Raw genomic sequence first — 15,235 nt, forward strand, 5'->3', positions numbered from 1 at the left:
CTAAAAAATGAAATACTTATTTCCAATATTAATCTTAGCCATTTTTACCGTATCCTGTTCTAACGACAAGAAGAATTCTGTAGAAAGCGTGATCGAAAATGGTAATCTCGAAGCAATAAGAGCAAAAAGAGGTGAACTTGTTGGAGAACAGCAAGCTATAAATGATAAAATAAAGCTTTTAGATGATAAAATAAAAACGCTTGATACAACAAAGAATATTCCTCTAATAACCACAATTAAAACCGAAACTGAAGTTTTTAATCATGTTTTAGAACTTCAAGGTAATGTTACTACTAAAGATTTACTTACTATCACACCAGAGTATAATGGTATATTAACTCGTGTCTATGTAAAAGAAGGACAAAAGGTTAGTAAAGGACAAATACTTGCAAAAATTGATGATGGAGGATTAAGCCAGCAATTAGCACAATTAAAAATTCAAGCTGATTTAGCAAAAACAACTTACGAGCGCCAAAAACGTCTTTGGGATCAAAATATTGGTAGCGAAATTCAGTTTTTACAATCAAAATCTACTTACCAATCGCAACAAGAAGCCGTAAACCAATTAAATCAGCAAATTTCTAAAACAACAGTAAGAGCGCCATTTTCTGGGACTATAGACGATATTATTACAGAACAAGGGAGTGTTGTTGGTGCAGGACAAACACCATTAATGCGTATTGTAAATTTAGATAATATGTACATTGAAACCGAAGTGCCAGAGCGTTATGTTTCAGATGTAACAAAGGGTAAAAGTGTTTCTGTTACAATTCCTGTTTTAGGAAAAACTATTGAAACAAAAATTCGTCAGGCAGGCGATTTTATTAATCCTGCAAACCGTACATTTAAAGTAGAAGTAGAAATTCCTAATAAGGATAAATCTATAAAGCCAAATCTAACCGCACGTCTAAAAATTAACGATTATACTAATGAAAAGGCAGTGTTAATACCACAAAGTGTGGTTTCTGAAAACGCAGAAGGCAATCAATACATATATATCGTAACAGATAAAAATACCAAAGGTATTGGTACTGCAAAACGTGTAATTATTGAAACAGGGAAAACTCAAGATGATGTGATAGAAGTTATTGAAGGCTTAGAATCAGGCTCCGAAATTATTAAAGAAGGCGCACGTAGTGTAAGAGATGGGCAATCTGTAGAAGTTATTAACTATGAAACTAAAGACTAATGGCTAAAAATATTAAAAAAAATACCGAAAAGGAATTTGGCTGGTCGTCGTGGGCAATTAACAACAAAACCACAATGTATGTGCTTATTGCCGTGTTTTTCTACTTGGGAATTTCGGCATTCTTTAGTATGCCACGAGAATCTTTCCCAGAGGTTAACGAAACTAAAATTTACGTTAGTACCATTTTTCCGGGAAATACAGCCGAAGACATCGAGAAACTTGTTACAGATCCTATTGAAGACAAGCTAAAAACCGTAAGTAATGTTGTAGAGATCACCTCTACATCTCAGGAAGACTATTCTATGGTTATTATAGAATTTGATGAAAATATAACCGTAGAACAAGCCAAACAAAAAGTTAAAGACGAAATAGATTCTGAAACCGCTGGTGAGGATTGGCCTACATTTAATGGTGCTAAAGTAGAACCAGATGTTTTCGAGTTAAGCCTATCGGAAGAAATGCCAATTTTAAACATTAACATTTCTGGTGATTATCCTGTTGAAAAATTAAAAGATTATGCTGAATACCTTCAAGATGAAATTGAAGATTTACAAGAAATTAAAAAGGCCGACATTCGTGGAGCTCAGGAAAAAGAAGTTGAAGTCGCCGTAGACATCTATAAAATGATGGCAGCAAAAGTGACCTTTAACGATATTCTTGGCGCCATTGGAAACGGAAATATTACCCAATCTGCTGGAAATTTAAAAGCAAGTGGGCAAAGGCGAACAATTAGAATTATAGGAGAAATTACACAACCTTCCGAATTGGAAAATTTTGTGGTAAAATCAGAAAACGGAAACCCTATTTACTTAAAGGATGTTGCAAGTGTTTCTTTTAAAGAAGAAGACAAAACCACATTTGCACGTAAATCTGGTAAACCGGTAGTCATGCTAGACGTTAAAAAACGTGCTGGTAAAAATATGGTTGCTGCGGCAGAGCAAATTCAACTTATTGTTCAAGATGCTATTGACAACCAATTTCCTCAAGATGTTGAAGTCTCCATTACCAACGACCAATCTTCTGTAACCATAGGGCAAGTTGACGATTTGGTAAACAACATTATTTTTGGTGTTATTCTGGTAGTAACGGTTTTAATGTTCTTTTTAGGCTTTAAAAATGCCCTCTTTGTAGGTTTCGCTATTCCTATGTCTATGTTTATGTCACTCATGATTTTAAACCTAATTGGCTATAGTTTAAACACCATGGTACTTTTCGGGCTAATTATGGGACTGGGAATGCTGGTAGATAATGGTATTGTGGTTGTAGAAAACGTATATCGTTTAATGGAAGATGAAGGTATGAGTCGTATTAAGGCGGCAAAAAAAGGAATTGGAGAAATTGCCTTTCCTATAATTATATCTACAGCCACAACAGTTGCAGCGTTTATTCCATTAGGGCTTTGGCCAGGAATTATGGGTGAATTTATGAAAATATTACCTATCACACTTTCTATTGTATTAGGGTCGTCATTATTTGTGGCTATATTTTTTAATTCGGTATTGGTATCGCGTTACATGACTATTGAAGATAAAAACATGCCTTTAAAACAGATTATTAAAATTACAGTTATTGTTGCTGTTTTAGGCTCGCTTATTCTAATTTTTGGTGGCACGTATCGTGGACTGGGAACTATTATGATTTTTACCGCTATTATGCTTTGGGCCTACCGCTTTTTTATTAGAAACTGGGCGAATAGCTTCCAAAACAAAACGCTGGTTAAATTAGAAAATTGGTACGAGCGCCAACTACGAGGAGCGCTATCTAAAAGACGTCCTTATATTTTAAGTATTGGTACCTTTCTTTTATTAATTGCCGCATTTATTGCCTTCGGTGCTTCTCTTGCAACCCAACGCACCAAGGTAGAGTTCTTTCCAGACAATAAGCCCAACCAGATTATTGTGTATATAGAATATCCGCAAGGTACAGCTATAGAAAAAACAAATACCATTACTAAAGCTATTGAGGAGCGGGTTTACAATGTAATAAACGCCAATCAATACATGGATAACGGTAGAAACTTTTTAGTAGAAAGCGCTGTTTCTCAAGTTGGCGAAGGTGCAGGAAACCCGCAAACAGATATGGGTTCTGGTGCAGAAATGCCACATAAGGCAAAAATTACTGCCTCTATGCGCGAATACAAATTTAGACGTGGTGAAGATAGCGAGCTACTTCGACAAAAAGTACAAGAAGCGTTGGTTGGTATTTATCCAGGTGTTTTAATTTCGGTCGAAAAAAATGCCGATGGCCCACCAGCCGGAGCACCAATAAATATTGAGATAGAAGGCAACGATTATAATGAGTTAATTGCCACAGCAGAACAAATGCGTGCCTTTATAAACTCTAAAAATATTGCTGGTATAGATGAGCTTAAAATAGATGTTAACAAAGATAAACCTACCATGCAGGTTGCTATAGATCGTGAAAAGGCTGGTGAATTAGGTGTTTCTGCAAAACAAATTGGAGACCAGTTACGTAATTCTATTTTTGGTTCTAAGGCAGGAATTTATAAAGAAGATGGAGACGATTTTGACATATACGTACGTTTTAACGAAGACATTCGTTACGACAAAAGTGCGCTTTTCAATCAAAATATTACCTTTAGAGATAATACTGGGCAGATAAAAGAAATTCCACTATCTGCAGTTGCCAAACAGAAAAACAATTCTGGTTTTAGTGCAATTAAACACAAAGATACCAAACGTGTGGTAACCGTTTACTCGGCACTGTCACCAGGCTATACCGATGCTGGAGCAATTGTGGCTCAGGTTCAAAATGAAATGAGGAGCTACGAGGGATTATCAGAGGATATTCATATTGATTATACAGGACAAATTGAAGAACAAAACAAGCAAATGGCGTTTTTAATGGGTGCCTTTTTCACTGGACTTGGTTTAATTTTCTTCATTTTAATATTTCAATTTAATTCTATTTCTAAACCTACCATTATTATGATTGCTATTTTCTTAAGCTTCATTGGTGTATTTGGAGGTATTGTAATTTCAGGCAGTGCGTTTGTTATCATGATGACCATGGTTGGTATTATCTCACTGGCGGGAATTGTAGTTAACAATGGTGTTGTACTTTTAGATTATGCGCAACTGCTAATAGATAGAAAGAAAAATGAGTTAGATCTTGAAGAAGATCACTATTTAACGAGCGAAGATCTTTTTGAGAGTGTTGTAAAGGCAGGTAAAGCACGTTTAAGACCTGTTTTATTAACCGCCATTACCACTATTTTAGGTTTAATTCCTCTAGCTATTGGTTTAAACATTAACTTCTTTACGCTATTTGCAGATTTTAATCCTAATATTTATATGGGTGGAGACAATGTTGTGTTTTGGGGACCACTAGCATGGACTGTTATTTACGGTTTGCTTGTGGCCACGTTTTTAACCCTAATTGTTGTTCCTATTTTATTCTTTTTAAGTATTAAACTTAAAATGTGGATGCGTGTAAAGTTCACTTCAGAACCTTTAAGGCCCTCAGAGGTTGAAAACACTAATTTAATTGGCGAAACCCAATTGGTAATTGACAAATAATCTTAATATGATATTTTAGATAGAAAAATCCGAAGTCTTTACTTCGGATTTTTTATTTTTGCAACTTATAAAATACACTATGTACAGAAGTCATACTTGCGGCGAATTAACTGCAAAGCATATAAATACAGAAGTTACCCTATCTGGTTGGGTACAAAAATCAAGAGATAAAGGATTTATTATTTGGGTAGATTTACGCGACCGTTACGGTATTACGCAATTGGTTTTTGATGAAGACCGCACGAGTAAAGATGTCTTAGAACGCGCACAAAAGTTAGGACGCGAGTTTGTTATTCAAGTTAAAGGAAAAGTGGTTGAGCGCGATTCTAAAAATCCAAATATGCCAACAGGTGATATCGAAATTTTAGTGTCTCAACTAACCATTTTAAACGAAGCATTGTTACCACCTTTTACTATTGAAGATAAAACCGATGGTGGCGAAGACATACGTATGAAATATCGCTACTTAGATATAAGACGTAATCCTGTTAAGAACAGCTTGATTTTTAGAGCTAAAGTAACTCAGGAAGTAAGAAACTATTTGTCTAATGATGGTTTTATAGAAGTTGAAACACCTTATTTAATAAAATCTACTCCAGAAGGAGCACGTGATTTTGTTGTGCCTTCTCGTATGAATGAAGGTGAATTTTATGCACTCCCACAATCGCCACAAACCTTTAAGCAATTGCTTATGGTAGGCGGCATGGATAAATATTTTCAAATTGTAAAATGTTTTAGAGATGAAGATTTACGTGCCGACAGACAACCAGAATTCACACAAATTGACTGCGAGATGGCATTTGTGGAACAAGAAGATATTTTAAATGTTTTTGAAGGGTTAACGCGCCATTTACTTAAAGAGGTAAACGGTGTTGACGTTAAAAAATTCCCACGTATGCTGTATGATGATGCCATGCGATTATATGGAAACGACAAACCAGACATACGTTTCGGGATGGAGTTTGGCGAATTAAACCAGGTCGCACAACATAAAGATTTTGGTGTTTTTAATAATGCAGAATTAGTTGTTGGTATTGCTGTTCCTGGCGGAAACACTTATACAAGAAAAGAAATAGATAAATTAATCGATTGGGTTAAGCGTCCTCAAGTTGGTGCTTTAGGTATGGTTTATTGCCGCGTAAATGATGATGGTACTTTTAAATCATCGGTAGATAAGTTTTATGATCAAGATGATTTAGCAAAATGGGCAGAAGCTACTGGTGCTAAAGCAGGCGATTTAATTTGTGTACTATCTGGTGAAACCAATAAAGTTCGAGCACAATTAAGTGCTTTACGAATGGAATTAGCAGAGCGTTTAGGCTTACGTAACCCTAAGGAATTTGCACCGCTTTGGGTAATCGATTTTCCTTTATTGGAGTTAGATGAAGAAACCGGACATTACCACGCTATGCACCATCCGTTTACCTCACCTAAACCAGGACAAATAGAATTATTAGATACTAAACCTGGCGAAGTAAAAGCGAACGCTTACGATTTAGTATTAAACGGAAACGAAATTGGTGGTGGATCGATAAGAATTCACGATAAAGCAACGCAAGCCATCATGTTAAAACACTTAGGGTTCTCTGAAGAAGAAGCAAGAGCGCAATTTGGATTCTTAATGGATGCCTTTGAATATGGCGCACCACCACATGGTGGCTTAGCTTTTGGTTTAGATAGATTGGTTGCCATACTTGGTGGACAGGAAACTATTAGAGATTTTATTGCTTTCCCAAAAAACAATTCTGGTCGTGATGTCATGATAGATGCTCCTGCTCCTATAGATGATGAACAATTAAAAGAATTAAATTTGAAATTAGATATTCAATCTTAAATAAAAAAATCCTGCTTCTCGCAGGATTTTTTGTTATTTTGATATAAGTAATATAACATGCCAAAAAAAACGCTTCTAAAACGCTTACTTATATGGAGATACAAGCATATCTCGCAAAAAAACTTTGTCTATTTATTAAGTGTATTGGTTGGTCTTTTTGCTGGTATTGCTTCAGTCTCACTCAAAAACTTAACTTTTACAATACAAGCTGCATTAGAAAAAGGTATTGTTTTTTCTCAAAAACAACTTTATTTTATTTTGCCTTTTGTTGGTTTACTTTCGGTGTATTTAATAAAAAAGTATTTTTTTAAAAAAGCACTGCAACCTGCTACTCCAGCATTTATAAAGAGAGCTATTCCCTCTTTATTATATTCATTGTTGAGACAAAAAGGCTTGTTATCTTATAAATTAATATATCATCCACTAATTCTGGCACCTTTAACGGTTGGTTTTGGTGGTTCGGTTGGTCTATTAGGTCCCGCAATTACATCTGGTTCTGCAATAAGTTCTAACCTTAGTAGATTGCTTCATATCGACAAAAAAACACGCACACTACTAATTGCTTGTGCAACAGCTGGAGCTGTAGCCTCCATGTTTAAATCGCCAATTGCTGCCATTGTTTTTGCTGTAGAAGTATTTAGCTTAGATTTAACTTTCGCCTCCCTATTACCGCTTTTAATAGCTTCGATATCTTCGGTATTAACCTCCTACTTTTTTTTAGGAGACGAGGTACTTTTTAATTTTACAATTACAGATAAATTTACTATTAACGACACCTTATTTTATATCGCATTAGGCATTGGTACAGGGGTTGCTTCATTATATTTTACAAAAATATATTTTGCTATTTATGCGTTTTTCGATCGGTTTAAAACCCGCTTCTTAAGATTGCTGGTTGGTGGCTTTGCCATTGGTGTTATGCTTTACTTTATTCCGCCTTTATATGGTGAAGGTTTAAGTTTTACAAAAGATTTATTTGAAGGTAACCATTTGCATGCACTAGGCTCGTCGTTTTTTGATGATTATTTAGATAATATTTGGGTTGTTATTGCATTGCTTATTGGCTTTACTATTTTTAAAGCTATCGCTATGACCACCACTTTTGCTGCTGGAGGTGTTGGTGGTGTTATTGTACCAACAATGGTTATGGGAAGTGCCTTAGGGAACGTAGCGGCAAAAATTATTAATAATATTGGCTTTGGCTATCAGGTGTCTGAAGCCAACTTTACATTAGTTGGTATGGCAGGCTTAATTGCTGGTGTGATTCATGCACCTTTAACGGCTATCTTTTTAATTGCTGAAATTACTGGAGGTTACGAGTTATTTATACCATTAATGATAACTGTGGCCATTTCTTACATGATTACCAAAAATTACATGGAGCACACCATTTACACCAGAGAATTGGCAGAAAGAGGTGATTTATTAACAGATGATAAGGATCAGAATGTATTAACTTTAATGCGCATAGACACCATTATCGAAACTAATTTTGTTCAATTGCATCCAGAAATGTCATTAGGCGAAATGTTACACGAAGGCGTATCTAAATCGAGTAGAAATCTGTTTCCTGTTACTAATGCTAAAAGTGAACTTGTAGGGATTATTCTTTTAGATGATATAAGAACAGTAATGTTCGATCAGGATTTATACGCCTCTACAAGTGCAGAAACATTTATGCATAATCCTCCAGACTATATTATATACGAAAAAGATAATATGCACCAGGTGATGAAGAAATTTCAAAGCTCTAATGCGTGGAACTTGCCTGTTATAAAAAACGGAAAATACATTGGCTTTGTTTCAAAATCTAAATTACTCACTGCATACCGAAGACAATTAATTAATGCCTCCTCATAATATAAATTTAATTAGTTTTGTTATATGAAATATTTAATTTGGTTTTTCTTTATAGCATCTGTAGTTTCTGTAATATGTGGTTACGCTTTAGATGTTGCCTATTCACAAAAATTAATTGGTTTTGGTGTTTTAGCCTTTTTCTTTGTTGTAATTCCGTTATTTTCTTGGTACAGATGGAAAGATAAAAACCCAAAAGACTATCTTTTAAATAAAGAAAATCTTGATAAAATGCGTGAACGTGAAGGCGATAAACGTCGCTAATTTAAGTTTCGTTTTTCTATAAAAAAACGCTTTAATAATTTCGAGGCTTCTTCTTCTAATATACCTCCAACAATTGTTGTTTTGGGATGTAGTTTGGTTTCTAAGTTAATACAACCGCGCTTAAGATCTCTCGCACCATATACTATTTTAGAAATCTGGCTCCAGTATAAAGCGCCAGCACACATTTGGCAAGGCTCTAATGTGACATACAATATGCAGTTCTTTAAATATTTCCCACCTAAAAAATTTGCTGCAGCTGTAATGGCCTGCATTTCGGCATGCGCTGTAACATCGTTTAATAATTCAGTAAGATTATGTGCTCTGGCTATAATTCGATCTTCTATAACAATAATTGCACCAACAGGGATTTCGCCTTTCTCGAAGGCAATTTCTGCTTCTTGTAGTGCTTTTTGCATAAAATAGTTGTCGTCGTATGGGTTTATCATTTTATAAAAATAAAAAAGGCAACTATAAAAATAGTTGCCTTTTCAATATTTATTTAAAAACTATTTCTAATTTTTAAGAATCTTATCGTTTGTATTAATATTATCTCCTTTAATAGTAAGAATATACATTCCTGATTGTAACGCCGAAATATTTAATTGAGCATCGTCAATTAAGTTTACCTTTTGGGTCATTACTACTCTACCATTAATATCTGTTATTGTCATTGTAACATTTCCAAAATTCTTCTTCACTTTAATGTTTAAAACATTATTAGCAGGATTAGGATAAATTGAATAGTTAGAGACACTAAACTCGTCTACACTTAAACTCGTACAGTTTTGTAAATTTGGATCTGAAGGATCTGGTTCTGTAAAATCTTCAACTTGGTCTGTTCTTGAACCTGGCGTTCCTTGAGAGGCGTTAACACCAACACCTCTTGCAGCAAAAGTTTCCCATATCATACATTGGTCTGCTCCTCCTGTTAAGGCTATATCTGCAGCTAATATACCGTCTCTTCCTGCAACAAAACCTGCTGTACAACCTTGTAGTTTTAATCCGTCCAGCACTAGTTGCATAATTCTGTTATTACCTCCTGTACCGTTGTAGAAATCAGGATCGAAACCGTATTTGTTTACATAAGCCCAAGTTAAATCCCAAAGGATTGTAGCCCAAACTGTACCTATACCGTGCGGTTGAGATATATTTGCACTATCATTAGTATCTCCATAAGTTAATGGGTTAATACCAAGGTCTGTACTGTAAGGGAACGGTCTTATTCCAGCTCCATCTACAGGTTCACTTACTGAGTATGTTGCGATAGGTCTTCCTGTTTCTGGCAAATCTGTAGCTTTCATAGTTAGCATTAAAGCGAACCAGTCTGACCAACCTTCACCCATTTGCTCTGCATTGTTTAAACATCCTGAAGTAGATGGTCCTCCTGCTAATCTTGTAGAGATTCCATGACCATATTCGTGGGCAACAATACCATTATCGAAACTACCATCTTTTTGATAAGGACCAGCAGAGACTAAAGTAGCATTTACCACTTGATTGTTTTCTAAAGCTGCAATAATAGCATCTCCACTTGCTTGACTAACCATAATCGAAGGAATGGTAACTTGATCACCAACAGCTCCAGGAGCCATATTAATGTATTCTGGATCTGCAACATTATTTACTACAATTACTGCAATTGCACCCTCATTTTCTGCCGCTAGAACCTTTGCTCCAAATTCGCAAACACCTCTTCTTAAAATAACAATTTTCCCATTTAAAGCAGCACCATTTGTAATGGTATTACAAGCATCATTATCATCTGTAGATGCAGGCTGACCTAAATTATCATCAATCACTAATGCGACATCAGATGTGATAGGAGTATTTGGTAATTGAGCTCCAAAAGTTGCTATACCAGCTTCATAATCACCTGCTAAAAAACCATTATTAATTGTTAAGGGCTGACCTGGAGGTCCTACTGCAGACCATAAAAACATTGTCATTCCTGGACTATTACCATCTGGTGGCGTTCCAAAAGTGGCATTATTTATACCACTACCGTCTTGGCCATCAGCAAATACAAAATCATTCTCTGAACCTCCATTTCCGTAGTTATTTTGTTGGAAATTACCAGAAACTTCATCAAAGCCATATTGATACCATACGTCGTGCATGATATTATTCATATAAAATAAATTAGTTAACGAAGCTTCTAAATATCCTATAGGTTGCTGAGCTTGGTTAAACGGAAAATCGAAAGTTAAAGTAGATGTACCTTCTGGCGTCGACCCTAAGTCGTCGTCATTACCATCCAAATCATCTTGTGCCCAAACATTGTTTCCTCTAGTAATAGTATATTCTGGTCCGCTTACTCCATTGGTATCGTGCCACCCAAAAGGTGAAGCAACAATATCCGCTGGTTGCGTTACTATTTGTCTTGGTCCATGATTTGGACTTTCTGTAGGAATTGGAACAACATTGTAACTAGACCCATCAACCATCATAGAAGTTGTTGACTTAAATAAACTTATATTCTCTTCTGCTTTTACATTATGATTTGCATGCTCTGCATGATTGCCATCTCCAAAATTACATTTTAAAATCCAATCTTTAGTGTCTAAAACCTCTCCAGTAACAGCATCAACTCTAACACTATACCAATTTTCTCCATTTAAAGCATGAATACTTAAATCCCAAGCTAAATGTAAAGAACCATCTGTTGTTGGTTGGTATACTAACGTTACAGGAATATCCTTTTTCGAAACGTTCCCGTTAGAAAATACAATATTATTACCCTCTTGACTAACAAGCGTTAAATTAGAAACGTTGCCTAAATTATATTCATTAACTACCGAGTTAATAGCTGCTTGAGCATTAATCGCAGGCGTTACGGTATTTATCTTACTTGCGATGTTAGGAATGAATCCATTATCGTAATAAAAAACATAGTTTTCTTTAACTGCAACACTCGAGATTGCATTATAAATTTTCACATCTTGATATGCCTGATTAACATAAACATGATTGATTCTTGATTTTTTAGAAAAATAAGCGTCACTAACCAAAAGATTGGACAAATCATTTTCAGATAAGTTGTACTTTTCTTTGTTCTTATCCAACCACTCTTGAATTAAAGAACCATACTCATTGCTGGCTAAATTATTTTGTGCTTTACTTGAGTAAGAAGCAAACAAAAACACCACAACAAGTAAATGCAAAATGTAATTTCTTTTCATAATATTGTATAGTTTATTAGAATATAATTAATTATAGGTCACAAATATAGTAACCACCTTACAATTATAATAAAATAATAGGCTTTTTATTACTGATATAATGAGTTTTAACAGTAGTTTTTAATAATTTCACCAACTATTTACACTCAACATGCAAGAAAAACTTTTGAACACTATAAATTCCATTGAGTCGCTTCGAGACCTAAAACAAGCAGATCTTCCTATTTTAGCTCAAGAACTTAGACTGTTTATTATTGAAGCTGTTGCTGCTAAAGCTGGACATTTGGGGGCGAGTTTAGGAGTTGTGGAATTAACTATTGCATTGCATTATGTTTTTAATACGCCAAAGGATGAATTAATTTGGGATGTTGGACATCAAGCCTATGTTCATAAAATTTTAACTGGAAGAAAAGATAAGTTTAATACTAACAGGCAAAAAGATGGTATTAGTGGGTTTCCAAAACGAAACGAAAGCAAATATGATAGTTTTGGAGTTGGTCACTCGTCGACGTCTATTTCTGCCGCATTAGGTATGGCCATTGCTTCAAAACTTCAGGGCGATTTTAGCAAACAACATATAGCTGTAATTGGAGATGCCTCAATTGCCAGCGGCATGGCTTTTGAAGGCCTTAATCATGCTGGTGTTACAGATTGTAATTTATTAGTAATTTTAAATGATAATGCTATTGGTATTGACCCAAGCGTAGGAGCGCTAAAGCAATATTTAACAAATGTAAAAAAAGGAACACAAAAACAGGATAATATATTTGAAGCCTTAAATTTTGATTATTCAGGTCCTGTAGACGGACACAGTTTAGACACATTAATCAAAGAATTAGAGCGCTTAAAATCGGTAAAAGGCCCAAAATTATTACATGTTATTACTACTAAAGGTAAGGGGTTACGTCAAGCTGAAGAAAACCAGATCACTTATCATGCGCCTGGAAAGTTTGATGCTAAAACAGGAGAACTATACAAAAAAGAAGAAACAATTCAACCTCCCAAATTTCAAGATGTTTTTGGGCACACGATTGTAGAGCTCGCTAAAAAGAATAAAAAAATTATAGGTATTACTCCTGCTATGCCAACAGGTAGCTCTTTAAAGTTTATGATGGAGCAAATTCCAGATCGTGCATTCGATGTTGGTATTGCAGAACAACACGCTGTTACCTTAGCTGCAGGCATGGCCACTCAAGGCTTAATACCCTTTTGCAATATTTATTCTACGTTTTTACAACGGGCTTACGATCAGGTTATACATGATGTCGCCTTGCAAAATCTACCAGTAATTTTTTGTCTGGATCGTGCAGGAATAGTTGGCGAAGATGGTGCAACGCACCATGGTGTTTTCGATATTAGCTATTTGCGTTGTATCCCCAACTTAATTATTTGTGCACCACGAAACGAAATAGAGCTTCGCAATATTATGTACACTGTACAGTTTGGTTTAAAACACCCTATTGCTATAAGGTATCCTCGTGGTCGTGGTAGTATTATAGATTGGAGAATTCCATTTTCTGAAATTGAAATTGGAAGTGCTGTAGCCCTAAAACAAGGCAAAAATTTAGCTGTTTTAACTATAGGAACCATGGCGACAACGATAGAAAATGCTATTAAGTTAGACAACCAATTAAAAACAATTTCTCATTACGATATGCGTTTTATAAAACCAATAAATGAACGAATGCTACACTCCATTTTAGAAAAACATAAGACTATAATTACTGTTGAGGATGGTGCTATTGCGGGAGGTTTTGGAAGTGCTGTTTTAGAATTTGCTGCAACGCATAATTATAAAAACAACATTTTCTTAAAAGGCATTCCTGATGCATTTATAGAGCATGGCACTGTAAACGAATTGCATGAATCTATTGGTTTAGATGCTAAAAGCCTTTCAGAATTTATTAAAGAAAAGCTCGTTTAAAAACTAAACCCTTTTATTTTTTTATATTGAATAATCGCTTGGCTATCACTTAATAAAGATATATAATGGCATACACTTAATAAGCGATCATATAAACTTTCTTGATCTATTTTTATGGTTTTTGGCCATCCTTTCAATATTAATTTATCGTAATTGGAAGCCGTGTTATCAAAACAATTATTAACTGCATTTGTATAGGTATCTAACAAAGTACTTAATACACCATAACCTGCAATCTCTTTATCTACAACTTCTGTGGATTGATAAATTTTTTCAACACTTAATTTAATGATATCATTAATTTGCGCTTCGTATTTACTTTTTTCTAATAATGCCGTGTTAAACGTACCTGCTAAGATCGCGTCTTCGTTTTTCATAAACATTTCTATTGCTTCTTCAATTAAAGCACCAATAGCTAATGCTCTTAAGTAGCTAACTCTATCCTCTTTATTAGAAAGCGCGTGGTATTTTTCAGTTTTAATTTTATCTCGAACTAGGTTTATTAAATATTCTAAAGCAAAGGCTTCTGGTATTAATCCTAAGTTGATGCCATCTTCAAAATCAATAATAGTATAACAAATATCATCGGCAGCTTCTACCAAATAAGCCAAAGGGTGACGTGCGTAACTTATATTATTTTTACTACGATTTTCTAATCCTAATTCTTTAGCGACATCTGTAAATGCATCTTTTTCTTTTTGAAAAAACCCATATTTCTTGTCTGCAATATGCTGGGTTGGCTTTTTGGGTAAAGATTCTTTAGGGTATTTTGTAAAGGCACCAAGTGTTGCATAACTTAATCGCAGCCCGCCTTCACGACCCTTTCTACTTTGCGTTACAATTTTGAATCCGTTAGCATTTCCTTCGAAATCGCACAAGTCTTGGTATTCATTTTCGCTTAAACCCGTTTTGTATTTCTTGCCTTTTCCAGACTTAAAAAATTCTCCTATGGCTTTTTCTCCAGAATGTCCAAACGGAGGATTGCCAATATCATGTGCTAAAGCAGCAGCAGCAACAATAGCTCCAAAATCATGTGCTTGATAACCATGAATATTTTGCAAATGCGGATGCTTTTCTAACACCTTTAAACCTACTCGACGTCCTAAAGATCTACCTACTACGCTAACCTCTAAACTATGCGTTAATCGAGTATGAACGAAATCGGTTTTAGATAAAGGTATAACTTGTGTTTTATCCTGAAGACTTCTAAATTCCGACGAAAAGATAATACGATCGTAATCTACTTCGAAGCCTAATCGTGTTTCATCTTGTTCTTTACGTAATCTTTTATTGGTATCGCCAAAACGTTTTAAAGATAACAGTTGTTCCCAGTTCATTTTAAGAATTTAAGTGAATGCAAGATATAAATTTCAATGTTAAATTAAGGTTTCTTAATTATAAAAAACATACTAAATTGATAACATTTATCTAACATTTTATAGACCAAGT

At 34.9% G+C, this 15,235-nt stretch carries 9 protein-coding genes; 6 read left to right on the plus strand and 3 right to left on the minus strand.

Annotation, left to right across the window (positions count from 1 at the left end):
* The first annotated feature begins 7 nt into the window (after positions 1-7).
* The 5 genes from ACVC43_RS07980 to ACVC43_RS08000 all read left to right on the plus strand — a co-directional run bounded on the left by ACVC43_RS07980 (position 8) and on the right by ACVC43_RS08000 (position 8,683).
* Entirely contained in the window at positions 8-1,189 is a 1,182-nt protein-coding gene (locus ACVC43_RS07980; protein ID WP_452223976.1) for an efflux RND transporter periplasmic adaptor subunit, read from the plus strand.
* The gene (locus tag ACVC43_RS07985; protein WP_452223977.1) at positions 1,189-4,728 is read left to right on the plus strand and encodes an efflux RND transporter permease subunit; all 3,540 of its coding nucleotides are present in this window, start codon (positions 1,189-1,191) and stop codon (positions 4,726-4,728) included. The genes ACVC43_RS07980 and ACVC43_RS07985 overlap by 1 nt, the downstream gene beginning before the upstream one ends.
* Before the next feature lie 79 nt (positions 4,729-4,807).
* Positions 4,808-6,562, plus strand: a complete 1,755-nt coding sequence (aspS, locus tag ACVC43_RS07990) for an aspartate--tRNA ligase (protein ID WP_452223978.1) — start codon at positions 4,808-4,810, stop codon at positions 6,560-6,562.
* A gap of 57 nt (positions 6,563-6,619) precedes the next feature.
* On the plus strand, positions 6,620-8,422 hold the full coding sequence (locus ACVC43_RS07995; RefSeq protein WP_452223979.1) for a chloride channel protein: 1,803 nt from the start codon (positions 6,620-6,622) through the stop codon (positions 8,420-8,422).
* Positions 8,423-8,446: 24 nt separating this feature from the next.
* Positions 8,447-8,683 (plus strand): hypothetical protein, encoded by a 237-nt coding sequence (locus tag ACVC43_RS08000; protein WP_452223980.1) that lies wholly within the window; start codon positions 8,447-8,449, stop codon positions 8,681-8,683.
* Here the strand turns inward: ACVC43_RS08000 and ACVC43_RS08005 are convergent.
* Both ACVC43_RS08005 and ACVC43_RS08010 read right to left on the minus strand, forming a co-directional pair.
* On the minus strand, positions 8,680-9,129 hold the full coding sequence (locus ACVC43_RS08005) for a nucleoside deaminase (RefSeq protein ID WP_452223981.1): 450 nt from the start codon (positions 9,127-9,129) through the stop codon (positions 8,680-8,682). The two genes, ACVC43_RS08000 and ACVC43_RS08005, sit on opposite strands and share 4 nt — an antisense overlap.
* 66 nt (positions 9,130-9,195) lie before the next feature.
* Positions 9,196-11,862, minus strand: a complete 2,667-nt coding sequence (locus ACVC43_RS08010; protein ID WP_452223982.1) for a T9SS-dependent M36 family metallopeptidase — start codon at positions 11,860-11,862, stop codon at positions 9,196-9,198.
* A 151-nt stretch (positions 11,863-12,013) separates the two neighbouring features.
* Between ACVC43_RS08010 and dxs the strand changes: the two genes are divergently transcribed.
* The gene (gene dxs / locus ACVC43_RS08015; protein WP_452223983.1) at positions 12,014-13,786 is read left to right on the plus strand and encodes a 1-deoxy-D-xylulose-5-phosphate synthase; all 1,773 of its coding nucleotides are present in this window, start codon (positions 12,014-12,016) and stop codon (positions 13,784-13,786) included.
* Here the strand turns inward: dxs and ACVC43_RS08020 are convergent.
* Positions 13,783-15,123, minus strand: coding sequence for a deoxyguanosinetriphosphate triphosphohydrolase (locus ACVC43_RS08020; RefSeq protein WP_452223984.1), 1,341 nt, complete (start codon positions 15,121-15,123; stop codon positions 13,783-13,785). The two genes, dxs and ACVC43_RS08020, sit on opposite strands and share 4 nt — an antisense overlap.
* Positions 15,124-15,235 lie beyond the last annotated feature (112 nt).

Source organism: Lacinutrix chionoecetis, from assembly GCF_053604665.1.